19 protein-coding genes are annotated in these 25,682 nt (G+C 71.7%); 13 read left to right on the plus strand and 6 right to left on the minus strand.

Annotated elements, in window-relative coordinates; genetic code table 11:
- Positions 1-58: 58 nt before the first annotated feature.
- The 8 genes from ACYQ78_RS28185 (at position 59) to ACYQ78_RS28220 (ending at position 10,384) form a co-directional block, all read left to right on the plus strand.
- Positions 59-1,369, plus strand: a complete 1,311-nt coding sequence (locus ACYQ78_RS28185; RefSeq protein ID WP_459803955.1) for an SWIM zinc finger family protein — start codon at positions 59-61, stop codon at positions 1,367-1,369.
- Positions 1,366-1,836 carry a hypothetical protein gene (locus tag ACYQ78_RS28190; RefSeq protein ID WP_459803956.1) on the plus strand — a complete coding sequence of 157 codons (471 nt, stop codon included), beginning with the start codon at positions 1,366-1,368 and terminating at the stop codon, positions 1,834-1,836. Before ACYQ78_RS28185 ends, ACYQ78_RS28190 begins: the two co-directional genes overlap by 4 nt.
- On the plus strand, positions 1,823-3,241 hold the full coding sequence (locus tag ACYQ78_RS28195) for a DUF5691 domain-containing protein (protein WP_459803957.1): 1,419 nt from the start codon (positions 1,823-1,825) through the stop codon (positions 3,239-3,241). The genes ACYQ78_RS28190 and ACYQ78_RS28195 overlap by 14 nt, the downstream gene beginning before the upstream one ends.
- Entirely contained in the window at positions 3,238-4,323 is a 1,086-nt protein-coding gene (locus ACYQ78_RS28200) for an ATP-binding protein (protein WP_459803958.1), read from the plus strand. The genes ACYQ78_RS28195 and ACYQ78_RS28200 overlap by 4 nt, the downstream gene beginning before the upstream one ends.
- Positions 4,324-4,327: 4 nt before the next feature.
- A complete protein-coding gene (locus tag ACYQ78_RS28205) occupies positions 4,328-6,631 on the plus strand; it encodes a DUF5682 family protein (protein ID WP_459803959.1) in 2,304 nt (767 codons plus the stop codon).
- Entirely contained in the window at positions 6,631-7,815 is a 1,185-nt protein-coding gene (locus ACYQ78_RS28210; RefSeq protein ID WP_459803960.1) for a VWA domain-containing protein, read from the plus strand. The genes ACYQ78_RS28205 and ACYQ78_RS28210 overlap by 1 nt, the downstream gene beginning before the upstream one ends.
- A gap of 204 nt (positions 7,816-8,019) precedes the next feature.
- Positions 8,020-9,363, plus strand: a complete 1,344-nt coding sequence (locus tag ACYQ78_RS28215) for an MFS transporter (protein ID WP_459803961.1) — start codon at positions 8,020-8,022, stop codon at positions 9,361-9,363.
- A gap of 19 nt (positions 9,364-9,382) precedes the next feature.
- Positions 9,383-10,384 (plus strand): enolase C-terminal domain-like protein, encoded by a 1,002-nt coding sequence (locus ACYQ78_RS28220; RefSeq protein WP_459803962.1) that lies wholly within the window; start codon positions 9,383-9,385, stop codon positions 10,382-10,384.
- Positions 10,385-10,484: 100 nt separating this feature from the next.
- Here the strand turns inward: ACYQ78_RS28220 and ACYQ78_RS28225 are convergent, their stop codons facing one another.
- Entirely contained in the window at positions 10,485-11,798 is a 1,314-nt protein-coding gene (locus ACYQ78_RS28225) for an LCP family protein (protein ID WP_459803963.1), read from the minus strand.
- Positions 11,799-11,960: 162 nt separating this feature from the next.
- Here ACYQ78_RS28225 and ACYQ78_RS28230 point away from each other — a divergent pair, with 162 nt between their 5' ends.
- Positions 11,961-12,908, plus strand: a complete 948-nt coding sequence (locus ACYQ78_RS28230; protein ID WP_459803964.1) for an alpha/beta hydrolase — start codon at positions 11,961-11,963, stop codon at positions 12,906-12,908.
- Here ACYQ78_RS28230 and ACYQ78_RS28235 read toward each other — a convergent pair.
- The gene (locus tag ACYQ78_RS28235) at positions 12,888-14,366 is read right to left on the minus strand and encodes an alpha/beta hydrolase family protein (RefSeq protein WP_459803965.1); all 1,479 of its coding nucleotides are present in this window, start codon (positions 14,364-14,366) and stop codon (positions 12,888-12,890) included. The genes ACYQ78_RS28230 and ACYQ78_RS28235 overlap by 21 nt on opposite strands.
- Positions 14,367-14,512: 146 nt before the next feature.
- On the opposite strand from ACYQ78_RS28235, the gene ACYQ78_RS28240 reads away from it, so the two are divergent.
- The 3 genes from ACYQ78_RS28240 (at position 14,513) to ACYQ78_RS28250 (ending at position 19,737) form a co-directional block, all read left to right on the plus strand.
- The gene (locus tag ACYQ78_RS28240; RefSeq protein WP_459803966.1) at positions 14,513-15,604 is read left to right on the plus strand and encodes an exonuclease SbcCD subunit D; all 1,092 of its coding nucleotides are present in this window, start codon (positions 14,513-14,515) and stop codon (positions 15,602-15,604) included.
- Complete coding sequence (locus tag ACYQ78_RS28245; protein WP_459803967.1) at positions 15,604-19,335, plus strand: AAA family ATPase; 3,732 nt, start codon at positions 15,604-15,606, stop codon at positions 19,333-19,335. Before ACYQ78_RS28240 ends, ACYQ78_RS28245 begins: the two co-directional genes overlap by 1 nt.
- 105 nt (positions 19,336-19,440) lie before the next feature.
- A complete protein-coding gene (locus tag ACYQ78_RS28250) occupies positions 19,441-19,737 on the plus strand; it encodes a hypothetical protein (RefSeq protein WP_459803968.1) in 297 nt (98 codons plus the stop codon).
- Positions 19,738-19,837: 100 nt separating this feature from the next.
- Here the strand turns inward: ACYQ78_RS28250 and ACYQ78_RS28255 are convergent, their stop codons facing one another.
- Positions 19,838-21,919, minus strand: a complete 2,082-nt coding sequence (locus ACYQ78_RS28255) for a thiamine pyrophosphate-dependent enzyme (protein ID WP_459803969.1) — start codon at positions 21,917-21,919, stop codon at positions 19,838-19,840.
- A 320-nt stretch (positions 21,920-22,239) separates the two neighbouring features.
- Between ACYQ78_RS28255 and ACYQ78_RS28260 the strand changes: the two genes are divergently transcribed.
- Positions 22,240-23,289, plus strand: coding sequence for a hypothetical protein (locus ACYQ78_RS28260; RefSeq protein WP_459803970.1), 1,050 nt, complete (start codon positions 22,240-22,242; stop codon positions 23,287-23,289).
- 41 nt (positions 23,290-23,330) lie between these two features.
- Here the strand turns inward: ACYQ78_RS28260 and ACYQ78_RS28265 are convergent, their stop codons facing one another.
- The 3 genes from ACYQ78_RS28265 to ACYQ78_RS28275 are packed head-to-tail and all read right to left on the minus strand — an operon-like array spanning position 23,331 to position 25,638.
- Positions 23,331-24,188, minus strand: coding sequence for an ABC transporter permease (locus tag ACYQ78_RS28265; RefSeq protein WP_459803971.1), 858 nt, complete (start codon positions 24,186-24,188; stop codon positions 23,331-23,333).
- Entirely contained in the window at positions 24,185-25,153 is a 969-nt protein-coding gene (locus ACYQ78_RS28270) for an ATP-binding cassette domain-containing protein (RefSeq protein ID WP_459803972.1), read from the minus strand. Before ACYQ78_RS28270 ends, ACYQ78_RS28265 begins: the two co-directional genes overlap by 4 nt.
- Complete coding sequence (locus tag ACYQ78_RS28275) at positions 25,150-25,638, minus strand: PadR family transcriptional regulator (RefSeq protein ID WP_459803973.1); 489 nt, start codon at positions 25,636-25,638, stop codon at positions 25,150-25,152. The genes ACYQ78_RS28270 and ACYQ78_RS28275 overlap by 4 nt, the downstream gene beginning before the upstream one ends.
- Positions 25,639-25,682: the final 44 nt, after the last annotated feature.

Below are 25,682 nucleotides of genomic sequence, written 5' to 3' on the forward strand. Positions count from 1 at the left end.
CCGACAGTCCTTGGTGATCATCAACGTTTTGTCGCCCGGCTTGGCTAGGGTGCGGCGCGTGACCGAACGATGGAGTCGAGACCAGGTGCTGGCGCTCGCGCCCGACGCCGCCTCGCAGAAGGCGGCCAACGGGGTGAGCGCGCCCAGGAAGTGGTCCGCCATGGGCGTGTCCGGATCGGCGTTGTGGGGCGAGTGCGCCGGATCCGGGTCGAAGCCCTACCAGGCGTGCGTCGACCTGTCCGAGCCCGCCTACCGCTGCAGCTGCCCGAGCAGGAAGTTCCCGTGCAAACACGCGCTGGGCCTGCTCCTCCTGTGGTCGGCCGACGGCGTGCCGCCCGCCGACACCCCCTCCCCATGGGCCGCCGAATGGCTGTCCCAACGGGCCGAGAAGGCCGCGAAGGCCGTGGAGAAGAAAGCGGCTGCCGACAAGCCCTCGGAAAAAAACGACGACCGGGCTCGGCAGCGTGAGGAACGCGTCGCGGCCGGGCTGTCCGAGCTCGAACGCTGGCTGTCCGACCAGGTCGCGAGTGGCCTGTCCGACGCCCGCCAGACCGGCCTGTCCGAGTGGAGCGACCTGGCCAAACGCCTGGTCGACGCCCAGGCGCCCGGCCTGGCCGGCACGTTCACCGGCCTCACCCGCGTCTTCCGCGACGAGAACTGGCCCGGCCGCCTCCTCGGCGAATACGCCATGGTCCACCTGCTGGCCGTCGCCCACCGCCGGGCCGCCGAACTGCCCGGCGACCTGCGCGAGACCGTGCGGCAGCGGGTCGGCTACCAGGTGGCCAAGGAGACCGTGCTGGCCCTGCCGCCGATCCGCGACGAATGGCAGGTCATCGCCCTGCGCGACGAGGAGCGCGACCGCCTGCTGTCCCGGCGGGTCTGGCTCCACGGCCGCGCGACCGGCCGGGTGGCCCTCGTGCTGTCGTTCGCGCCGCCGGGCCAGCCCCTCGACGCGTCCCTCGTCCTGGGCACTCGGATCGACGCCGACGTCTCCTACTACCCGGGCGCCGCACCGCTGCGCGCCCTCATCGCCGACCGCTACGGCCCCAGCGTCCCGGCCAAAACGCCGTCGTCGGGGGTGACCGTCGAGGGCGTCCCGCAACTGATCGCCGACGTGCTGACCCGCGATCCGTGGACGGAATCGTGGCCCTTAGTGATCACCGGCGCCCGGGTCGGTCGCGATGGGAAGGAATGGTGCCTGATGGGCGACTCGGGCCAGGGGCTGCGGCTGCATCCGTCGGCCGGTGACCCCTGGAAGCTGGTCGCGGTCTCGGGCGGCCAACCGGTGACGGTGGCCGTCGAATGGACTCCCGATGGCCTGCGCCCCCTCACGACGTGGGACGAGAACGACGAGGTGGTGGTCCTGTGAGCAACATCCGATCGGGCCCGCAGAGGGCCCGCCGCGGGTCGGTTGAGCTTCCGACGACCGGGCCGGGTGCCCAGGGCGCGGGAAACCGGGCGGGGGAAACCAGAGCGCGGGTGCCCGGGGTGCAGGAAGCCGGGGCGCGGGTGCTCGGGGCGCGGGAAGCCGGGGCGCGGGTGCTCGGGGCGCGGGTGCTCGGGGCGCGGGAAGCCGGGGCGCGGGTGCTCGGGGCGCGGGAAACCAGAGCGCGGGTGCCCGGGGCGCGGGAAACCAGAGCGCGGGTGCCCGGGGCGCGGGAAACCAGAGCGCGGGTGCCCGGGGCGTGGGAAGCCAGGGCGTGGGTGCCCAAGGCGCGGGTGCTCTGGGCGTGGGAAACCAGGGCGCGGGGAAAGCGGTGGCCGTTCGTGACGTGGTCGTCTCTTGCCGACCTGACCGTTGCCGTTCCGATGAGGAGGTCTCGTGAATCCGTCTGATCGGCTCGACCGGCGTCAAGGGTGGAACGAGCTCGTCTCCACCGCGCTCGTCGGCACCGAGCGCCGGGGCACCGACACCCCCTTCGACCTGCTGGAACAGGCCGCCGCCCAGGTGGTCGCCCGGCGGGCGGGGGAGCAGCCCGGTGGCGGGAGCCCGCTGGCCGAGGCGCCCGCCGACACCACGCCTCTGGTCCCGGCTCTGGCCGCCCACCGGTTGGCCCGGATGCTGGGCGGGGAGTTCGTCCGCGTCCTGCCCGAATGGCTGGCGCTGGCGGCGCGCCGGCCGCTGCGGGTCCCGGCCCGGCTGCTGCCGCAGCTGCTGGCCGCCGGGGCGCGCGACAAGTCGATCCGTGCCGACCTCGCCGCCGTCGCCGGGGCCCGGGGGCGCTGGCTCGCCGCGTTCAACGCCGAGTGGAGCTACCTGCTCCAGGAGAGCTCCGGCCACGACGTGCTCGCCCCCGAAGGTCTCGATCACGGGCCCTGGGAGTTCGGCACGCGCGGCGACCGCCAGGCCTTCCTCGCCGCGCTGCGCCAGGCCTCCCCGGCCGATGCCAGGGAGCTCCTCCAGGTCAACTGGGGCAAGGAGAACCCCGACGACCGGGCCGTCTTCATCGGCGTGCTGGCCGACGGGCTGACCATGGCCGACGAGCCCTTCCTCGAGAAGGCCCTCGACGACCGGCGCCGGGAGGTCCGGCAGGCCGCCGCCGACCTGCTCACCAAGCTGCCCGACTCCCGGCTCGGCACCCGCATGGCCGAACGGGCCGCCGCGCTGCTCACCCGCGACGGCTCCCGGCTGGCCGCCGTGGCGCCGACGGCGTGCGACTCCGTCATGGAGCGCGACGGTGTCCGGTCGCGGCCGCCGGCGGGCACCGGGCCGCGCAGCTGGTGGCTGCAGCAGGTCGTCGCGCACACGCCGCTGGGGTTCTGGCCCGGTCACCTGGGGGCCGAGCCCGCCGAGCTGGTCAGGATGACGATCGGCGACTGGGCCAGGGAGATCCACATGGGCTGGATCCGGGCTGCCATCCTGCAGGACGACCCCGTCTGGGCCCGCGCCCTGTTCGACGTCGAACCGCTGACCGACCTGCTCGCCGTCCTGCCGCCCGACGAAAGGTCGTGGCGGGCGGCCGAGATCGTCCGGGCCGGGAACGTCGACGGCCAGTTGATCATGATGCTCGGCGGGGTGCCGGGGCCGTGGAGCGGGCCGCTGGCGGCCGCCGTGCTCCAGAGGGTCGCCGACATCGCCTCCAGCCAGCCGTGGAACGCGGGCGAACTGGCCCGCCTCGCGGGCGAACGCCTCGACCCGACCGGCCACTACGACCTCGACCAGCTGCCGGACATCGGCGAACTGCACACCGCCGCCGCCCTGCTCCGCTTCCGTTCCGACATGATCAAGGAGTTCTCGTGACGACCCCCACCGTGCTGCGGCCCCACGCGGAAGACCAGTACGCCGACGAGCTGGCCGTCCTGGCCAAGCACGACGACCGGCCCCGCCCGCCCGGCTGGCGCCTGTCGCCGTGGGCGGTGACCACGTACATCCTGGGCGACCCCGACCACCCCGGCGGCCTGATCACCCCGAAGTACATCGGCCCGCGCCGCATCGTCGAGGTCGCCGTCGCCACCCTGGCCACCGACCGGGCGCTGCTGCTGCTCGGCGTCCCCGGCACCGCCAAGACCTGGCTGTCCGAACACCTCGCCGCCGCGATCTCCGGCGACTCGACCCTCCTGGTCCAGGGCACGGCGGGCACCGCGGAAGAGGCCGTCCGCTACGGCTGGAACTACGCCCGCCTGCTCGCCGAGGGCCCCTCACGTGAGGCGCTGACGCCGAGCCCGGTGATGCGGGCGATGGCCGAGGGCCGCCTGGCCCGGGTCGAGGAGCTGACCCGCATGCCCTCCGACGTGCAGGACGCCCTGATCACCGTGCTGTCGGAGAAGACGCTGCCGATCCCCGAGCTCAACGAGGAGACGCAGGCGGCCAAGGGCTTCAACGTGATCGCCACCGCCAACGACCGCGACCGTGGCGTCAACGAGCTGTCGAGCGCGCTGCGGCGCCGCTTCAACACGGTCGTGCTGCCCGTCCCGGCCTCGGCCGAGGAGGAGGTCGAGATCGTCTCCCGCCGGGTCGCCCAGCTCGGCCGGTCGCTCGAACTGCCGGAGACCCCGGCGGGCCTGGAGGAGATCCGCCGCGTGGTGACGGTCTTCCGCGAGCTGCGCTCCGGGGTGACCACCGACGGCCGCACCAAGGTCAAGTCGCCCAGCGGAACCCTGTCGACGGCCGAGGCGATCTCGGTGCTGACCAGTGGCATCGCCCTGGCGGCCCACTTCGGCGACGGCGTGCTGCGGCCCTCCGACGTGGCGGCCGGGATCGTCGGCGCGGTCGTGCAGGACCCGGTGTCCGACCGGGTGGTCTGGCAGGAGTACCTCGAGACGGTCGTCCGGGAACGGGAGGAGTGGCGTGACTTCTACCGCGCCTGCCGCGACGCCGGCTGACCCGATGACGATCACCCTGCTGGGCGTCCGCCACCACGGCCCCGGTTCCGCCCGCGCCGTGGTGGCCGAACTCGCCCGCCTGAAGCCCGACATCGTGCTCATCGAGGGCCCACCCGAGGCCGACGCCTTGGTCGCCCTGGCCGCAGACCCCGACATGGAACCCCCGGTCGCCCTGCTGGCCCACGTACCGGGCGACCCGACCAAAGCGGCCTTCTGGCCCTTCGCGACGTTCTCCCCGGAATGGCAGGCGCTGAAGTACGCGGCGGAGGCAGGCATCCCGGCCCGCTTCTGCGACCTTCCGGCGGCGCATTCCTTGGCGGAGAAGGACCCCGAAGACGCCGAATCTGAAAGTTCAGAGGCGAAGCACGGGCCGGCCGATAGGGCGCGTGGCCACGCGAACGGCGCCCACCTTCCCGAAGCCGGAAATGTCGCCCACGGCATGAAGCGGGTTCGGGGCGTGGCGACCGGCAACCCCGCCGAAGCGGGAGACATCCCCCGAGAGGTCGTCCGCGTCGATCCCATCGCCGCGCTCGCGGAGGCCGCTGGCTACGACGATCCCGAGCGGTGGTGGGAGGACGCCGTCGAGCACCGAGGCGACACCCCCTTCGAGGTCATCGCCGAGGCCATGGGTGCCGTCCGCGAGGGTTACACCCCCGACGAGCGGGAGGCCCGGCGTGAGGCGTACATGCGCAGGACTATCCGCGTCGCCATGAAGGAAGGGTTCACGAACATCGCCGTCGTGTGCGGCGCGTGGCATGTCCCGGCGCTGGCCACGATCGGCCCCGCCGTCGCCGACGACCGGATCCTCAAGGGGCTGCCCAAGGTCAAGGCCGAGATGACCTGGGTGCCGTGGACCCACGGCAGGCTCGCCCACTGGAGCGGATACGGCGCCGGGGTCACCTCCCCGGGCTGGTACTCCCATCTGTTCGCCACCCCCGACCGCCCCGTCGAGCGGTGGCTCACCGAAGCGGCCGGAGTGCTCAGGGACGAGGGCATCCCCGTCTCGTCGGCCCACGTCATCGAGTCGGTCCGGCTCGCGCAGAGCCTCGCGGTGATCCGTGACCGGCCGCTCGCGGGGCTCGCCGAGGTCACCGAGGCGGCGCGGGCGGTGCTGTGCGAGGGCGACGAACTGCCCGTCGAGCTCATCCAGCGGCGCATGGTCGTGGGGGAGCGGCTCGGACACGTCCCCGACTCCACGCCCATGGTGCCGCTCCAGCGGCACCTCCGCGAGGAGCAGAAACGCCTCCGGCTCAAGCCCGAGGCGCTCGACCGGGAGCTCGAACTCGACCTGCGCAAACCGCTCGACCTCGACCGCAGCCGCCTGCTGCACCGCCTCAGGCTCCTCGGCGTGCCGTGGGGCGAACCCCGGCAGACGCGCGGGAAGGGCACGTTCAAGGAGGCGTGGGCGCTCCAGTGGCGGCCCGAGTTCGACGTCTCGCTCATCGAGGCGGCGCCGCTCGGCGTGACCGTCCCGGCCGCCGCGACCGCCAGGATCGCCGAGCTGGCCGCCAAGGAGGGGGCCGCGCTGGCCGACCTGACCGGGCTGGTGGAGCGGGCGCTGCTCGCCGACCTGCCGGGGTCGCTGCCGTCGGTGCTCGCCGCGATCAGTGACCGGGCCGCCGTCGACACCGACATCCGTCACCTCATGGCCGCGCTGCCCGCGCTGGTGCGCGCCCAGCGGTACGGCGACGTCCGGGGCACCCCGGCCGAAGGTCTCGCGGTGATCGCCACGTCGCTGCTGGCCCGGGTCTGCGCCGGTCTGTCCGCCGCCGTCTCGGGGCTCGACGACGAGAACGCGCGCGGCATGGTCGTCCACATCGACGCCGTGACCAGTGCGTCCGCGCTGCTGGAGGAGGGCAGGGACCGTTGGCTGGCCGCCCTGCGCACCCTCGCCGACCGCACCGGCCTGCCGGGGGTCGTCGAGGGCCGGATCGTCCGGATCCTGTTCGACGCCGACCGGCTCGGCGACGCCGACGCGCGCATGTCGCGGGCCGTGTCGATCGCCCACCCGCCCGCGCGGGCCGCCGCGTGGATCGAGGGGTTCCTGTCGGGCGGCGGCCTGCTGCTGATCCACGACCCGCGCCTGCTGGCGATGGTCGACGACTGGCTCATGGGCCTGCGCGGCGACGCGTTCGTCGAGGTCCTGCCGCTGCTGCGGCGCACCTTCGGCTCCTTCGCGCCGCCGGAGCGCCGCTCGATCGCGAGCCGGATCCGCTCGGGCTCGGCCGCCGAGAAGGACATCGTGTACGACGACGACCGCGCCGCCCCGGCCGTGCGCACCGTCATGGGAATCCTGGGGAGCGTGTGATGGACCTGAACGACGACGAGCGGGCCCGCCGCTGGCGGCTGGTCCTGGGTGGCGAGGCCGACAACGCCCCCGGCGGTGGCCTCGGCGGCCTGTCCGGCAACGACGCCGGCATGGACGCCGCCCTGGCCGCCCTCTACGACCTCGACGGCAGCGGCGAATCGTCACCCCGATCAGCCGGATTGGGCGGTTCGGCCCCCAAGGTGTCCCGCTGGCTGGGCGACATCCGCACCTACTTCCCGTCGACGGTCGTCCAGGTCATGCAGAAGGACGCCATCGACCGCCTCGACCTGAGCCGTCTCCTCCTGGAGCCGGAGATGCTCGAGGCGGTGGAACCCGACGTCCACCTCGTCGGCACCCTCCTGTCGCTGAACCGGGTGATGCCCGAGAAGGCCAGGGAGTCGGCGCGGGTGGTGGTGCGGAAGGTCGTCCACGAACTGGAACGCAAACTCCAGCACCGCACGCGCGCGGCGGTGACCGGCGCGCTCAACCGGGCCGCCCGCACCAACCGGCCGAGGCGCCCGGCCGACATCGACTGGGACCGCACGATCCGCGCCAACCTGAAGAACTACCTCCCCGACCGCAACACGGTCGTCCCGGCCCGGCTGATCGGCTACGCCCGCAAGCAGCAGTCGGTCCAGCGCGAGGTGGTGCTCTGCATCGACCAGAGCGGTTCGATGGCCGCCTCGGTGGTCTATTCGAGCGTGTTCGGGGCGGTTCTGGCGTCGATGCGGTCGCTGAAGACGTCCCTGGTCGTCTTCGACACGGCCGTGGTCGACCTGACCGACCAGCTCCACGACCCCGTCGAACTCCTCTTCGGCACCCAGCTCGGCGGCGGCACCGACATCAACCGCGCCATCGCCTACTCCCAGGGCCTCATCACCCGCCCGGCCAACTCGATCTTCATTCTCATCAGCGACCTCTACGAGGGCGGCGTCCGCGCCGAGATGCTGAAGCGCGTGGCCGCCATTGCCGCGGCCGGCGTCCAGGTGATCGTCCTGCTGGCCCTGTCCGACGAGGGCGCCCCCTTCTACGACCACGAGAACGCCGCCGCCCTCGCGGCCATGGGCGTCCCCGCCTTCGCCTGCACCCCCGACGCCTTCCCCGACCTCATGGCCGCCGCCATCGAGCGCCGCGACATCACCGCCTGGGCCGAACGCAACCTGGGCGAGAACAAAGGAGCCTAAGAGCCTCTTCTTCCGTTACGGCTCCGCCTACCCCGGCCCCGCCCGCCGCCTCCGCACCGCGCCGCACCCGGCGCCCACCACCCGCTCCCGCCACCCGCCGCAACGACGGAGCACCGAGGGCCGAAGGTCATCGGTCCAAGGTCCCACTCCCACTGGGGCCAGGGGCCGATGCCCGGTACGCTTCCCATCCGTAATGTCCGAATCATGGTTTCCCTCATGACGCCCACGTCACCACCACCGGCCGTCTTCTCGGCCCGCTACCGGGCCCTGAGCGTCGGCATCACCGCCCTCATCGTGCTGGTCGCGTTCGAGTACCTGGCGGTCGCGACCGCCATGCCCGAGATCGGTGAGGAGCTCCAGGGCTGGGGCCTCTACAGCCTCGCCTTCAGCGGTCCCGTCGCGGCGGCCCTCATCGGCACGGTCGCCGGTGGCCGCTGGGGCGACCTCTCCGGCCCCGACAGACCGCTCTGGACGGGCCTGGCCACCTTCGTCACCGGCCTGCTCATCGCCGGTCTCGCCCCCACGATGGAGATCTTCATCGCCGGGCGGCTCATCCAGGGGATGGGCGGCGGGATGTTCAACGTCGCCATCTACGTGCTGGTCGCGCGGGTCTACCCGGGCGCGATGCACCCGAAGGTCTTCTCGCTGCTGGCCGCCGCCTGGGTGCTCCCGTCGGTGGTCGGCCCGGCCATCACCGGCACGGTCACCGAGGCGTGGACCTGGCGGGCCGTCTTCCTCGGGGTCGCGGTGCTGGCGATCCCGGCCGCGGTGATCTTCTGGCGGGGGCTGGCGTCGAGGGAGCCGTACACGCAGGAGGAGAAGCCGGAGAACGGCCCGTTCGCCGCGCGGCTCGCCTGGGGCGGCGGCGCGGCCGTGGGTGCGGCGGTGCTCCAATACGGATCCGACGACCACAACTACCCGCTGATGGCGATCGGCCTGGTGGTGCTGGCGGTCGCGCTGCCGATGCTGGTCCCGGGCGGAACGCTGCGGGCGGCGCGGGGGCTGCCGACCGTCGTCGCGCTGCGCGGGCTGAGCATGGGCGCGTTCTTCGCCGCCGAGGTGCTCGTGCCGCTCATGCTCGTCAGGGAGCGCGGGCTGACGCTGACCGAGGCGGGCCTCGCGCTCACCGGCGGCGCGCTGGCCTGGTCGGCCGGGTCGTGGCTCCAGGGGAAGTATCCGGGCGGCCGGCTCCCGCGCCTGTGGGGCGGTCACCTGCTGGTCGCCGGGGGGATCTCGGTGACGGCGCTGGCCTTCCTGCCCGCCTTCCCGATCTGGGTGGCGTTCATCGGCTGGGTGGTGTGCGGGCTGGGCATCGGAATGATCTACCCGACGCTGTCCGTGCTGGTCCTCGAACTGTCCGAGCCCGGCGAGGAGGGCAAGAACAGCGCCTCCCTGAGCGTCGGCGAGTCGGGGGTGACCGTCGTCGCGGTGGCCGTCACCGGCGCGATCCTGACCGCGACCGGTGCCTATGCCGTCTGCTTCGCCCTGCTCGTGGTGATGGCACTGGCGGGGGCGCTACTGTCCCGGCGTGTCACCATGGAGGTCTGAGAACTAGGGGGAACCATCTGTGCCGCGTGTCCGTGAGGTCGATGTGTTCCGGCTGGTCCTGCCCTACGGCAGGCGGCCGGAGAGCATCCTGGTCAAGCTCACCGATCACGGCGGGATGGCGGGGTGGGGGGAGATCGTCCATCCCGACCCCAAGGTCTGGAGCACGCTGGAGGAGACCCTCGCCCAACTCCTGATCGGGGTCGACTGGGAGACCCCCCACGATCTTCCCGAGCTCGGCTTCGCCGCCGACATGGCCTGCTGGGACCTGTCGACCCGGATGACCGGCGTCCCGCTGGCCCACGCGCTGGGCGGCACCCGCACCTCCCTGATGGCGACGGTCCGGCTGCCCGCCGTGCGGTCGCTGCAGTCGGCCGTCGACCAGGTCAACCGGTTCGTCGGGGCCGGATACGCCCACGTCACCGTCGAGATCCACCCGGGGTGGGACGTCGAGCCGCTGCGCGCGATCCGGGCCGCCTATCCGGTGCTCGCGATCGCGGTCGACGCGCGGAGGGCGTACACGGAGATCGGGCAGCTGGAGTCCCTGGCCGGATACGACCTGTCGGGCATCGAGCGGCCCTGCGACGACCTCGACCTGAGCGCCGAACTCCAGTCGCGGCTGTCGATCCCGGTCGTTGTCGAGGCGCGGTCGCTGACCGAACTCGACGAGGCGATCGCCGTGCGGGCCGGGCGCGCGCTCATGCTCCGCCCCTCGCTCTTCGGCTCGCTCGCCCGGGTCAAGACCGCCCACGACCGCGCCCGCCGCGCCGGCTGGGACATCACCTGCGCCGACGGCCGCGGCACCGGCCTGGCCCGCGCGGCCACGGTCGCCGTGGCGGCGCTCCCCGGCTGCACCCTCCCGAGCGACGTGACCGAACCGCCCAGGAACGCCCAGATCGTCGACCCTCCGGTCGGCGCCTCGGGGGGAGTCGTCGCCATCCCGCTGACCCAGCCGGGGCTGGGCCACACGGTCGACGAAGAGCGGGTCAGGCGCATGGCCCGCGACAGCTTCGCCCTGCGTTAAAAGCTTCTTTCTCGGTTACGGCTCCGCCTACCACGGCACCACCCGGCAGCGCCCGCCTCGCACCGCATCCGGCGCCAGCCACCGCTCCCGCCGCGCGCCGTCACGGCTCGACCGGAGCGCACCCCTCGGCGATCTTGGGGGGCTTGGCCGGGCCGTGGCCGCCGGTGCCGCCGGAGATCGCCTTGGCGGCGGTGGCGCGGATCAGATCCCAGTCGGGGGAGGCCGTGCTGATCATCGGCGGGACGAACTGGATGCTCGTCACCCCCGACCGCTTGGTCTTCGCCGCCAGCGGCACCAGGTGCTCCAGCATCGGGTTCGGGATGTCGGTCTCCAGCAGTCCCTCGGTCGCCGTGGCGATCTCGGTGAACCGGGTCAGCACCGTCGCCGGTTCGGCCTGGTCGAGCAGCGCGGCGAACACGCACTTCTGGCGGCGCATTCGCGCGTAGTCGTCGGAGAACGTGCGCGAGCGGGCGTACCAGAGCGCCTGCTCACCCGTCAGCCGCCGGGTTCCGGCGGGGATGAGGCCCTCCTGGCGGCGGCCGTAGACGACGTTCTGGTCGACGGTCAGCTCCAGCCCGCCGATCGCGTCGATGATCTTGGCGAAGCCGCCGATGTTGACCAGGGTGTACCAGTCGATCCGCATCCCCAGGATCTCGCCGACGGTCTCCTTCAGCGTCTGCGGGCCCATCCCGGTGCGGCCTCCGAACACCTCGGGGTGCTGGTCGGCGTACTCCCACACCGAGAACAGCAGGTCTTCACGCGACCCGTCGGGCCCCGACGGCAGCCGGAATCCGAACGGGAAGTGGTTGTACATCGGGCTGCCCTGCGGGAACCGCACCCCTTCGAGGTTGCGCGGCAGGCCGAACATGACCGTGTGGCCGGTGTGCACGTCGACGCTGGCCACATTGATGCTGTCGGTGCGGACCCCCACCCGGTTCCCGGCCAGGTCACCCCCGAGCAGCAGGATGTTGACCCGCGCCCGCCCGCCGAACGGCGCACCGGGGGCGGGCACTTCGCCCGAGCTCTTGAACAGCCCGTCGATCGTCCGCTGTGAGACGGCCGCGTAGTGGGCGGCCAGCCCGAACGGCAGCGCCGACCCGACCGCCAGGACACCGGTCAGCAGCCCCGACACCACCTGGCCGGGCACCGACAGGCGCCCCGGCCGCAGCACCACATAGGAGTGCACGACCAGTACGAACCAGGCCACGCCGAGCGTGCCCGACATGACCGCCACCAGCCCGAGACGGCCGATGAGCCGCCCGGCCAGGTCGGCGCCCGACACCACCGCCACCGTGATGACCACCGCGACGCCCGACAGATAGATCGCCAGCACCGAGGCTCCGGTCCGCCGCCAGCCCGCCCGTAGATGCGCCACCCCCGGGAACAGCACCGACAACGCGACCCATCCGATCACCTGACCTGGTTTCCGCACGCCCATCCCCGAAGAGCTCGATTTAGTGGTCACGGACCGTGTCGCCACGATTACATTGAACCGTCCAGGGGCGCCGAACGCCTTTACCTTCCAGACACCGGCGAGTTCGCAGCCGATTCATCCGGTTCGCGTACCCTGTCGCCCATGTCGGAGGACATCCTGGGCGCGGACTATGACGTCATCACCATCCCCCTGCCACCCGACGACGAGGGTGAGGTGGTCGCGGCGCTGGTCCGCCGGGTCGTGCCGGGCGCCCGCCGCGCGGTCCTGTACCTGCACGGCTTCACCGACTACTTCTTCCAGGCCCACCTGGCCGACCACTACGTGAGCCAGGGCGTCTCGTTCTTCGCGCTCGACCTGCGCAAATACGGGCGGTCGCTGCTGCCGTACCAGACGCGGGGGTTCGTTCGGAGCGTCACGGAGTACTTCCCGGAGATCGACGCCGCCGTGAAGATCATCCGCGAGGACCACGACGAGCTCGTCATCAACGGCCACTCGACCGGCGGCCTGGTCGCCGCGCTGTGGGCCGACCGGGTGCGCGGCAAGGGGCTCGTGCAGGCGCTCCTGCTGAACAGCCCGTTCCTCGACCTGAACGTCCCGGTGCTGGTCAAGGGCGTGGCCGACGCGCTGAAGGGCGTGTTCGCGCGGCTGCCCGCGAGCGCGGTGCTCCCGCTGGGCGTCTCGACGGTCTACGGCGACAGCATCCACCTGTCCCGCGAGGGCGAATGGGACTACGACCTCGACTGGAAGCCGCTCGGGGGCTTCCCCGTGCACGCCGCGTGGCTGGCCGCGATCCGCCGCGCCCACCACCGGCTCCAGGGCGGGCTCAAGGTCGACGTGCCGGTGCTCGTGCTCTGCTCCGACCACAGCCTTCGGGTGAAGGACTTCGCGCCGGAGGTCCACAACACCGACGTCGTGCTCGACGTCGAGCACATCACCCGCTACGCCACCCGGATCGGGCCCCGGGTGACGGTGGTGCGGGTGACGGGAGGCGTCCACGACCTGGTGCTGTCGGCCGAACCCGTGCGCAAGCAGGTGTTCGACGAGATGGACCGCTGGCTGGCCTATGCCCTACCAGGGGAAGCCGAATAGCCCGTAATAGGCGGCGGTGATCAGCATCAGCGCGGTGCCGCCGAGCACCCCGCCGAGCGCGACCCGCTGCCACGGGGTGGTCTGCCAGCCGTCGCGCAGCCCGACCAGGACCGCGCCGGTGCAGCCCACCACCTGCGCCAATATCACCACGGCGAGCACGCGCACCACCAGCCAGCCAGACTGCACCGCGGGCCAGGCACCGGCCTGGTTCACCGAGAACAGCACGATCAGCATGATGAACGCGAGCACCGAGGCCAGCAGGGCCAGGCTCGTCCAGACCATGCGCCGCAGGCGCCGCCGGATGGGCGGCCAGACGCGGGCGTTGGTCTGGTGGGGGAAGTCACGGCCGCGCAGCCGGACGAACATCTCGGTCACCGGCGCCGCGACGTAGCCGAACGCCGCCAGGGTCAGCGTCAGGCCGAGGAAGGTGCTGCCGCCGTACCAGGGCGCGGCGGGCACGTCGCTGGCCTCGAACCGCTGCACCGGCTTCGCCCCGGCGATCTTCACCGGCGACTCGTTCGGCAGGCCGGTGATCCAGTTGGCCAGCGTCGGCAGGTAGTCGGGCACGAACGGCCCGCCGTGCCGCCGCATCGCGTGGTCGGCTCCCGCGAAGAACCGGATCGTGTAGTTGTCGACGGGTTTGGCGTCGATCAGGGTCTGGGTGCTCTCGACGAACGGGATCGAGGGGTCGCCGGTGCCGTAGAGGGCGAGCGTCGGCTGCCGCATGCCGTGGAGGGCGGGCGCGCTGTCGTAGCGCAGGAAGTTGAAGCCGACCCCGCCCATGGCCCGGGTCAGCAGGTCGCGCACGCCGGTGGGGGCGTGGAGCCGCAGGAGCTGCTCGTTGAGCGCCCAGGCGACCTGGCGCATCGGCGACACGTTGGGGGAGGAGACCAGCACGGTGTAGGCGATGTCGGGGGCCTTGGACGCCGCGATCGGCACCACCCAGCCGCCCTCGCTGACCCCCCACAGACCGGTGCGCAGCGGGTCGATGTCGGACCGCTGCCGGAGCAGGTTGATCATGGTCACCGCGTCGTCGGCCAGCAGCGAGAAGTCACGGCTGCGGAAGGAGTAGCCGTTGACGCGCTTGTCGTAGGCGAGCGTCACGATGCCGTGCTGGGCCAGCCACTCTGCCTGGGAGGTGAACTCGCCCCGGTCGCCGGAGCCCGAGCCCTGCACGAACACCATCGCGGGGAAGGGGCCGGGGCCCTGGGGCGTGCGGATCGTGGTGATCAGCTTGTCACCCTGGACGGGGACGGTGATCGTCTGGGTGGAGACCGGATAGGTGGTCACCGGAGGGGTCGTCTCACCGGCCGGCTGGGCCGGGAGGTCGCGGAAGACGGCCGGGGGTTCGAGCGGCGGCGGGTCGAAGGACGGCGGCGGCAGCAGATAACCGATCACGGCCAGCAGCGCGACGAGGGCACCGGCGAGAATCGTCAGCGTGCCCCGCCCAACGGTCATCAGGCCGCTCCCCGACGGATCGTCCATATTCCGAGTCGTGCCTTCCTCCTTACGATGCCCCCTGGTCGCCAGGTTAAGTCATTACGCGAACGCGTTGTATCAGGGGAGGCCCAATTTGTCGGTGAGACCTGTTAGCTTCGTGCGCCATGCGGCTGCTGCACACGTCCGACTGGCATCTGGGCCGGTCCTTCCACCGCGAAAGCCTCCTTTCTGCCCAGGCGGCGTTCGCCGACCACCTGGTCGAGACGGTGCGGTCCGAGCGGGTCGACGCCGTGCTGGTGGCCGGTGACGTCTATGACCGGGCCCTGCCCCCGGTCGACGCCGTCGCCCTGTTCGACGACACCCTGAGGCGGTTACGCGCCCTCGGCGTGCACACCGTGATCATCAGCGGCAACCACGACTCGGCGGTCCGGCTCGGCTTCGGCGCCGGCCTGATGGACCGCATCCACCTGTGCACCGACCCGCATCGCGCCTGGTCACCCGTTGTCGTGAACGACGTCGCCTTCTACGGGATTCCCTACCTGGAGCCCGAGCTCGTCCGCACCCCCTGGAACCTCTCCGAGCGCACCCACACGGCCGCCATGACCTATGTCATGGATCGGGTACGTCTGGATCACGCCGCCCCCACCAAGGTAGTGCTGGCCCACGCCTTCGTCAGCGGCGGGGCGGCCAGCGACAGCGAGCGCGACATCACCGTCGGCGGGGTGGCCCACGTGCCGCTGCGGGTCTTCGACGGCATCGCCTACACCGCCCTCGGCCACCTCCACGGCCGCCAGACCATGAGCGAGACCGTCCGCTATTCGGGCTCCCCGATCGCCTACTCCTTCTCTGAGGCCGGCCACGTGAAGGGGTCGTGGCTGGTCGAGCTTGGCGGGCCGGTCGAGTTCGTGCCCGCGCCGGTGCCCCGCCCGCTCACCCGGCTGCGCGGCCACCTCGACGACCTGCTCGCCCTGCCGCCGTCCGGCGACTGGATCCAGGCCACCCTCACCGACCCGATCCGGCCCAAGGCCGCGATGGAGAGGCTGCGCGCCCGCCACCCCCACACCGTCGACCTCCACTTCGCGCCCGACGAGGCGCCCGAGGCCGCGCCCGCGCGTCCCCGCCTGGCCGGGAGGCCCGAGATCGACGTCGCGCTCGACTTCGTCCGGGAGGTCCGCGGGGAGTCCGCCGACCCCGACGAGCGGCGAATTCTCCAAGAAGCCGCGATGGCCTGCCGCATCAAGGAGACGATGGCCTGATGCGTCTCCACCGGCTGACGATCTCGGCCTTCGGCTCCTTCCCCGGCACTGAAGAGGTCGACTTCGACCGGCTCGGTGAGGCCGGGCTGTTCCTGATCCACGGGCCGACCGGAGCGGGCAAGACCACCATCCTCGACGCCGTCTGCTGCGCCCTGTTCGGCGTCGTGCCCGGTCAGCGCAACGACGCGAGGTCGCTGCGGTGCGACCACGCGCCGCCGGGCACCGGCCCGCAGGTCGTCCTGGAGACCACGATCAGGGGGCGGCTCCTGCGCGTCACCCGGTCGCCCGCCTGGTCGCGGCCGAAGCTGCGGGGGCAGGGCACCATCCAGGAGCAGGCGAAGGTGATCGTCCAGGAGTTCCGGGCCGGTGACTGGGTGTCGGTGACGGCCCGCAACGACGAGGCCGGCGACTTCATCGGCCAGTTGCTCGGCATGAACGCCGCCCAGTTCGGCCAGGTGGCGATGCTGCCCCAGGGTGACTTCGCGAAGTTCCTGAAGGCGTCCGGCGACGACCGCCGCAAGCTGCTCGAACGCCTGTTCACCGTGCGGGTGTTCACCGACATGGAGAAATGGCTCGCCGACCACCGCCGCGAGACCGGCCGGGTCGCCGAGCAGCTCGGCGACGAGGTCCGCGCCCGCGCCGACCGCATGCGCGGCGCGGCCGGGCCCGACCTGTTGTCCCAGGTGGACGACTCCGACGACCCCCTCGAATGGTCGTCGGTCCTGCTCGCCGCCGCTTCGGCCGCCGTCACTTCGGCCGAGGCGGCGGTGTCCGACGAGGCCCTGCGGATCGCCCGCGACCGCCTCGCCGAGGCCCGTGACCTGGCCGACCGCCAGCGCCGCCACACCTCGGCCCGGGTCCGCCGCGACGAACTGGAGGCCCGCGCCGAGGAGCGCGCCGACCTCGAACTGATCCTCTCCGAGGCCTCGGAGGCGGCCCGGGTGGTCCCGCTGCTCGACCAGCTCGCCGCCCGCGAGAAGACCGCCGCCACCGCGTCGTCGGCCTTCGAGTCGGCGTCGGCCGGCCTGCCCGAGACCGACCACCGCCAGGCCGAACGCACCCGCCACGACGAGCTGATCCGCCTCGAAGATGCCCTCGGAGACGAGACCCGCCTCCAGGTCGTGATCCGCGAACAGGCCCAGCTGGGGCACGACGTCACCACCCTGGAGAAGCGCCTCCAGGCGACGGCCGACCGCCTGGAGGCCGCCACCGCCGAGCTCTCCGAGGCTGAAGAGCAGCGCGCCGCCGCCACGGTCGCCGAAGCCAGGCTCCCCGGCGCCGAGGCCTTCCGCGATCGCGCTGTGGGCCTGCTCGACACGGTCCGTCACCGCGACGAGATCACCGCCGACCTGGCCGCCGCCATGGCCGCCCGCTTCGCCGCGGGCCACCCGGGTCTCGCCGAGCCCGAACTCACCGCCCTCCACCGCGACCGCCTCGACGACCTGGCCCGCCTCGACGCCCTCGACGGCGAGGAGCCCCGCCTGGCCGCGCTCCGCGCCGACCGCGAGGCGGCCGAGACCGAGGCCGCCCGCCTGGCCGGGCTGGAAGCCCAGTTAGCCGACCGCCTGACGACCCTGCCCGGCCTCCTGGCCGAGGCCACCGCCCGGCTGGCGACCTGCCGTGAACAGGCCGCCGCCCTCCCGGCCGCCCGATCCCGGCTGCTCGCGGCCGAAGAACGCCTGGGCGCGGTGATCCGCCGCGACGAACTCGCCGCCGACCTGGCCGTGGCCGAAGACGCCCGCCGGATGGCCGTCGACGCAGCCCAGTCGGCCGTCGACCGCCTCCACGAGATCCGCCAGGCCAGAATCGACGGCATGGCCGCCGAACTGGCCGCCCGCCTGTCCGAGGGCGACCCGTGCGCGGTCTGCGGTTCCCCCGACCATCCCGCCCCCGCCGAACCGCTGTCCGGCATGGCCACCGCCGACGACGAGGAGGCCGCCCAGGCCGAGGCCGACGAGGCCCAGTCGGCCAGGGAAGACGCAGAGTCGGCGGTCGCCCACCTCTCCCACCAGCACGAACGCGCACTCGACGCCTCCGACGGCCTGTCCCCGGCCGAGGCGGAGGAGGCCCTCTCCGAGGCCCAGTCCGACCTGACCGCTCTGGAGGCGGCGGCCTCCCGGGTCGACGCCCACCACGACGAGGTCACCCGCCTGGAAGCCGCCCTCGACGAAGCACGGGAGGCCGAAGGCGAGACCGCCCTCGCCCTGCGGGCCCTCCAGACGAGAGAGGAAACGTCCCGGGCCGAGGAAGACCGGATAGTGGTCCGCCTGTCCGCAGCCCTGAATCCGGGCGAAACGGTCGCCTCCCGCCGAACCCGGCTGACCGGAGAGGCAGCAGCGATCAGCGCGGCCCTGACGGCCGCCGCCGAGGCGACCACCCTGTCCAAACGCCTGACCGAGGCCCGCCGCCAGGTCGCATCGGCGACGAGGGGCACCGCCCTGGATGGCGACGGGGATTCGTGGCCTGACATCCCCACGGCTCAGGAGCTCGTGGCCGAGGCCGAGCAGGTCGTCGCGGAGCTGGCCGCCACCGTCGGCCGCCTCTTAGCCGCCCGGCAGGACGCCGCGCGGCTGGCCGACGAGGTGAAGACCCTCCGGGCCAGGGAGGCCGACGACACCAGGCTTCTCCTGGAGACCTCCGCCACCCGCGACCGGTTCGCCCAAGAGGAGCGGGAGCTCACCCTCCGGCTCGACCGGCTGCGCGGTGACGACGCGTCCCTCCACGCCCGGGTCACCCGTCTGCGTGCCGAGACCGCCGCCTACCGTCACGCCGCCGAGCTCTCCGACGCCCTCGCCGACGCCGGAAGGGAACTCGCCGCCGCCAGGGACGCCGCTCTGGCCGCCGCCGTCGACGCCGGGTTCACCGGGCTCGACGACGTGGCCGCCGCCCGCCGCACCCCCGCGGAGATCGACGAGATGGGCCGCCGCCTGCGCGACATGGGCGACGAACTGGCCGCCGTGGTCCGCACCCTCGCCGACCCCGAGCTGATGGCCGCCGCCGCGCTGCCCGCACCGGATACCGCCGCTCTCCAACAGGCCCACGATGAGGCCGACGCGGCGCGATCGGCCCAGGTCTCCACCCGTGACCGCGCCGCCCTCAGGTTCACCCAGCTCACGGCGCTGGCGGGCGAACTCGTCCAGGCGCAGGAACGCCGTGCCCCGGCCGAGCGGCAACACCGGCTCGCCCGGCGGATGGCCGAACTCGCCAACGGCACCTCGCCGGACAACCAGTGGGACATGCCCCTGTCGTCCTATGTCCTGGGCGAGCGGCTCCGTCAGGTCGCCGACGCCGCCAACGAGCGGCTCACCCACATGTCCGACGGTCGCTACCTGCTCCAATACGACGTCAGGAAGACGGCGGGCCACCGCGGCAGATCGGGCGGCGGCCTGGGCCTGCGCATCCTCGACGCCTGGACCGGCATCGACCGCGACCCGGCCACCCTGTCGGGCGGCGAGAGCTTCATCACGTCGCTCGCCCTCGCCCTGGGGCTGGCCGACGTGGTCGCCGCCGAGGCCGGCGGCGCGGAGATCGGGACCCTGTTCGTCGACGAGGGCTTCGGCACCCTCGACGAGGAGACCCTCGACGACGTCCTCGACATCCTCGACTCCCTTCGCGAGGGCGGCCGCGCGGTCGGCGTGGTCAGCCACGTCGCCGAGCTCCGGGTCCGCATCCCGGCTCAGCTGCGTGTTCACAAGGGCCGGGCCGGTTCGACCCTGCGGCACACCGTCTGACGCTAACAAATTCTCGCGACAAATCCAGACCTTGCATGGCTCCGTCGGCTTGCTACGTTCCTCTTGTCGGGATTTTTCTACTTCCCGCAAGAAAGGGAACGTTCCTTGTTACGTAAGCGCATCTTCCTCGCGATGGGAGCCATCGCCATCGCGGTGGCCGGCTCCCAGATGGTCACCGGCACGGCTCACGCCGCGAACTACGTGTGCCCGTGGCTCACCGCCGACGGGTCGTCCAGCCTCTACTCGTCGGCGACCGGTCAGGGCCAGGTCGTCTGCTGGTACTACGGCAAGCCCGCACCCTGCCGCTACAACGCCTGGCTCAACGGCGACGACTGGTACTACTACCAGCCGAGCTACGGGCCGAACCCGTCCTACTGCGCGGCCAGGGCCGTTCCGGCCTGAGTGCCGCGGGCGTGCCCGGGCCGAGGGTGCCACCTGCGCCCGGGCGCGCCCGTTGGCGGGCGCCGCTATCGATAGCGGGGGTTTCCAATCGTGGGGCGCGCTAAGATAGCAGTTTGTGCGCGGCCTGTTCGATGTCCTGTTCGCTCAGGAGGACATGGTCGGCGGCGGCGCCCAGCGGCACGAAGCTGTCGTGTGAGGTCACCCGCGCTATCCGCCCGGTGAACCCGTTGTCGATCAGGGCGGTCACGATCGCCTCCGACACCCCGCCCGTGCGGCGGGTCTCGTCGGCGATGAGGACGTTGCCGGTCAGTTCGGCCGAGCGCATCAGGTCGTCGACCGGCAGCGGGGAGAGCCAGCGCAGGTCGAGCACCCGGCACTTCTTCTCCTCCTGCGTCAGCCGCACCGCCGCCCGCAGGCTCATGCGCAGGCCGTTGCCGAAGGTCACGATCGTCAGGTCGGTGCCGTCGCCGTAGGAGCGGGCCCGGCCGACGGGCACGTGGGTCTCCGCCCACCGCGACGGCGGGGCGTAGGGCGCCAGCCAGCCGTTGTCGTCGTCGTCGAAGAGATCACGCGTGTGGTAGAGCGCGATCGGTTCGAGGAACACGCAGACCGTGCCGTGGGCGCGGGCGGTGGCCAGGCACGTGCGCAGCATCGCCGCCGCGTCGTCGGGCCGGGCCGGGGCCGCGATCACCAGGCCGGGGATGTCGCGAAGCGCGGCGATGGAGTTGTCGTTGTGGAAGTGTCCGCCGAACCCCTTCTGGTAGGCGAGTCCCGGGACCCGTACGACCAGAGGGTTCCGGTAGGCGCCGTTGGAGAAGAAGCTCAGCGAGGCGGCCTCGCCGCGGATCTGGTCGAGGGCGTTGTGCAGGTAGGCCAGATACTGGATCTCGGGGACCGGCGTCAGGCCCGAGACGCCCGAGCCGAGGGCCAGCCCCAGGATCGCCTGTTCGTCGAGGAGCGTGTCGAAGACGCGGTCGGTGCCGAACTGGCGCACGAGGCCCCGGGTCACGCCGTAGACGCCGCCCTTGCGGCCGACGTCCTCACCGAAGACGATCATGCCGGGGTCGTGGAGCATCTGGTCGGCCAGGGTCCGGTTGATCGCCTGGGCCAGGGTGAGGCGCCCCTCGTCCTCGGGGAGGGTCCGGAAGGCCTCCTCGCGTTCGGGCGACGACCGGGCCGACTCCGCCGCGATGACGCCCTGGTCGCGCGGAGCGAGAGGGGACATGACGTCGCGGGCGCTGGTCAGCTTCGGCTGCCGGGCGGCCTCCATGGCGAGGTTGAGCACCTGGTCGCGCTCGGCCTCGTACCGGGCGAGCAGGCCCTCGGGGGTCTCCAGGCCCGCCTCGACCAGGAGCCGGGCGGTGGCCACGAGCGGGTCGTGGTCGAGGTCGGCGGCGATCTCGCGGCGGGTGCGGTAGCCGATCTCGACGTCGGAGCCCGCGTGGCCCATCAGCCGGACCGTCTTCAGGTGCAGGTAGGCGGGGGCCCGGTTCTCCCGGGCGTGGGCGGCCGCGCGCAGCGCCACCTCGTAGGTCTCGGCGGCGTCGCTTCCGTCGGCGGTGAAGTATTCGATCAGGCCCTGCCGCGACGCCTCAACCCAGCCGGGCGGGGTGCGGACGCTGATGCCGATGCCGTTGTCCTCGCACACGAAGAGGATCGGCAGCGACAGGCCCCGGTAGGTGCCGTAGGCGGCGGTGTTGAACCCCGACAGGGCGCTCGCGTGGTTGACCGAGGCGTCGCCGAAGCTGCACACCGCGATCGCGTCGGCGGGCCACGGGCCCGCGGCGCCGAGGGAGGCGCCGCGTTCGATCGCGAAGGCGACGCCGACCGCGCGCGGCAGGTGGCTGGCGATCGTGGAGGTCTGCGGGATGACGTTGAGCGCCGGGTGGCCGAAGACCTTGTGGCGTCCGCCCGAGATCGGCTCGTCGGCCGAGGCGGCCATGCCGAGCAGGATGTCGCGCACGCCCTCGTTGGCCACCCGGCCCGCCTGCGTCGACCGGGTCAGGTAGAAGGCGCCCGACCGGTAGTGGAGCAGGGCCGGGTCGGTCTCGCGCAGGGCCAGGGCGACGGCGGCGTTGCCCTCGTGGCCGGCCGAGCCGATCGTGTAGTAGCCCAGGTCCTGTTCCCGCAGCAGGCGGGCGGCCACATCGCAGAGGCGGCTGGCGAGCTGGGCGTCGTACACACGTCTGGCCTGTGTTCCGGTCAGTGGTGAGCCTGGTCTGATCGGAAGCTCCGGGTCACCCTTCTCTGCCGGGGGGCGAAGCGCCCCGAGGACCTCGGCGAAATGCGTCTCAACAGTGTCCCGCGCCACATGCCCGATTATGTCGGCACCTCGTGGGCGCCGTCCCGCCCCTTGCTCACACCGGCCACATTTGACAAGTTTTCATGACAACATGTCACGAGATCAAACCATTCGGCCACAAAAGCCGTCTACTAGAAAGGCAAATGCGCGGCACCCTCATGTCGCGTTCAACACACAGACGGGGAAGGGAACACACCCGCATGTTGAAACGCATCAGCGCCGTGATTCTCGCGGCGGCCGTGGCGTCGGTGGGATTAGCCACCGGTTCCGCGGCGAACGCCACGACGGTGGACAAGCCCACGGTCAGCGACCTCACGGTCGACCCGGGCGTCGTCGTCGTGACCGGTCGTGACAAGGTCACCGCGACGTTCACCTTCGTGGTGGGCAAGGCGGCCAAGAGCGTCGAGGCGACGATCGCGCCCAGGCGCGGCAAGGCCGAGACCCTCAAGCTCACCGCACCGACGGGCACCCCGGACGGCAAGTACTCGGGAACGTTCCCGTTCGGCCGCGGCGAGCCGGCCGGTGACTGGAAGCTGGTCGTCAAGGCGACCAACGACGGTGGCAGCACCGAGGCCACCAAGGAGTTCAAGGTCGTCCAGGTCTGGTCGACCGACATCGTCAGGTTCGGCGTCAGCCCCGAGCCGGCGAAGTTCGGTTCCGTCCTGACCGCGTCGGGCCGCCTGGTCATCCACGGTGCCAGGGGTCACGACGGCCTCAAGAACCAGCGGGTGACGATCCTGTTCAAGGAGAAGGGCTCCTTCCGCTGGAAGCGCGTCGCCTGGGACCGCACCGACTGGCGCGGTGACTTCTCCGTCCGCCTCAAGGCCCTGAAGTCGGGCTGGTACAAGGCCGAGTACGACGGTGTGAAGGGCTACACCCACGGTTCGAGCAGTGACAGTGACCAGGTCACCGTCTTCCGCCCGAGGCCGCCGAAGCCCGACGCCGCCAGCCGCGTCGTCGACTTCAACGCGTCCCCCGAGCCGGTGAAGAAGGGCAAGAAGCTCTCCCTCGTCGGCGAGCTGCAGACCTGGGAGCACGGCCGCTGGGACGGCTACAAGGGCAAGGTCGCCGTCTGGTTCAAGACGAAGACCGGCAAGTGGACCTACGTCAAGACCGCCTGGACCGACGGCTCGGGCGAGTTCTCGACCACGGCCACGGCCAAGCAGTCGGGTGACTGGCGTGTCGTCTTCGCGGGCGACAAGGACACCAAGCCCAGCACCAGCAAGTCCGACTGGGTGCTCGTCAAGTAGGTGAGAATGCCCGGGACACCCCACGCGTCCCGGGCATTTTCCTACTCCGTACGCCGGAAGCGCGCCACCGCGAGCTGGAACAGCGCGAACCCGATCAGCGCCACGATGATCAGCTCGAACCAGATGGGCAGCCGCCAGTCGAACCAGGTGATCCCCGGGTTCAGCAGCGCCGCGACCTGCGGATCGACGTGGAGGTGGCCGAAGACCGCCTGCCGCATGGGGTCGACCGCGTAGGTCAGCGGGTTGATCACGGTCAGGACGTGCAGCCAGGCCGGCAGGTTGGACAGCGGGTACATCGCCCCGGACAGGAAGATCATCGGCATGATCGCCATCTGCATGATGCCGAAGAACGTCTGCATGTTCTTCATCCCGGCGGCCAGCAGCGTGCCGAACGCGGTGATCGTGAACGCCGCCAGCAGCATCTCCGCCAGCAGCGTCAGGATCAGCGTGGGACTGTAGGGCACCCCGACCAGCCCCGCCAGCGCGAGGATGATCACGCCCTGCGCGGTGGCCACGAGCGCCCCGCCCAGGCACTTGCCCAGCACGATCGCGCCCCGGCTGACCGGCGCGACCAGCATCTCCCGCAGGAACCCGAACTCGCGGTCCCACACGATCGAGGCGGCCGAGAACATCGCCGTGGTGATCACCGTCATGGCGAGCACACCCGGGTAGATGAAGGTCCGGTAGTCGATCCCGGGGATCGCGTTGCGGACGATCGAGCCCAGCCCCGTACCGAGCACGAAGAGGAACAGGATCGGCTGGGCCAGCGAGGACACCAGCCGCGTGTGGTCGTTGACGAACCGCAGCATCTCGCGGTGCAGCACGATCTTCACCGCGCGCACGTCGTGGGCCGCACCGCCGGTGGGCAGCCGCACGCCGGCGATTTCCGTTGCCGTCATCGGCGCAGCCTCGCTCTCATCATCTGGTTGGCCCCGCCGGACTCCTCGGCGTCGCGGATCGTCGAGCCGGTGTAGTTCATGAACACGTCGTCGAGCGTCGGCCGGTGCACGCTGACCCCGGTGATCGGCAGCCCGAGCTCGGCGAACAGTTTCGGCACGAACTCCTCTCCTGAGGCCACCGCGAAGGTCACCGCGCCGTCATGGACGGCCGCGTCGAGGTCGAACCGCTCTTTCAGCGCCGCGATGGCGGCCTGATCGTCGGACGTGTGGATCTGCACCCTGTCCTTGCCGATGCTCGCCTTCAGCGCCTCGGGGGAGTCGATGACGACGATCTCACCGTGGTCGATGATCGCGATGCGGTCGCAGTATTCGGCCTCGTCCATGTAGTGGGTGGTCATGAAGATCGTGATGTCCTCGGTACGGCGGAGCTCGTTGATGTAGCCCCAGATCGCCGAGCGGGTCTGCGGGTCGAGCCCGACCGTGGGCTCGTCGAGGAACAGCACGCGCGGGGAGTGGAGGAGCCCCCGGGCGATCTCCAGGCGGCGCTTCATGCCGCCGGAGAAGGTCTGGACCTTGCTGTCACGGCGGTCCCACAGGGCCACCATCTCCATGACCTGCCTGAGCCGGTCGTTCACCACCGATTTGGGCACTCCGTAGAGCTCGGCGTGGAAGCGGAGGTTCTGTTCGGCGGTGAGGTAGGAGTCGAGCGTCGGGTCCTGGAACACCAGGCCGATGTTGCGGCGGACGTCGTCGCGCTCCCTGACGATGTCGTGGCCGCCGACCCGGGCGTTCCCGCCGGTGGGGTTGATCAGGGTGCAGAGCATGCTGATCGTGGTCGATTTCCCGGCCCCGTTCGGGCCGAGGAAGCCGAACACCTCGCCGTGCTCGACCTCGAAGCTGACACCTCTGACCGCCTCGACCTTGCCGTAGGACTTCTTCAGGTCGACGACCTCGACGGCGCTCATCGATCCCCTTCCTCGTCGTCGTCACCGGCGAGGATGCGGAACATCTCGCGGCGGGTGCTCTTCAGCAGCTTCTTCGTCTGCGCCACCTGGTCGTCGGTGGCGACGTGGGTGAGATGGATGAACGCCTCGGCGAGCTGCCCCCAGAGCAGCCGCATCTCGTGGCGGTCTTCGGTCATCCCCTGGGCCACTTCGGTCCAGGGCTCCGGTCCTGTACGGCTACTCGCGGCCTTCTGACCGGCCTCGGTGAGGGTGTAGACGCGTGATCCCGTCGACTCGGCGGCGGCGACGAGACCCTCGTCCTCCAGCTGCTGGAGCGACGGGTAGACCGAACCGGGGGAGGGGCGCCACAGGCCGCCGCTGCGGCGGGCGATCTCCTCGATCATCTGGTGGCCGTTGCGGGGTTCCTCGGCGAGCAGGGCGAGCAGCGCCGCCCTGACGTTACCCCGTCTGACCTGCAGGAGGGAGGGAATGGGGGGAGCAGGCATGACAAAGCCTCCGACTATCTAGATACTCTCAAAGATATATCTAG

It is taken from the genome of Herbidospora sp. RD11066 (assembly GCF_054661255.1).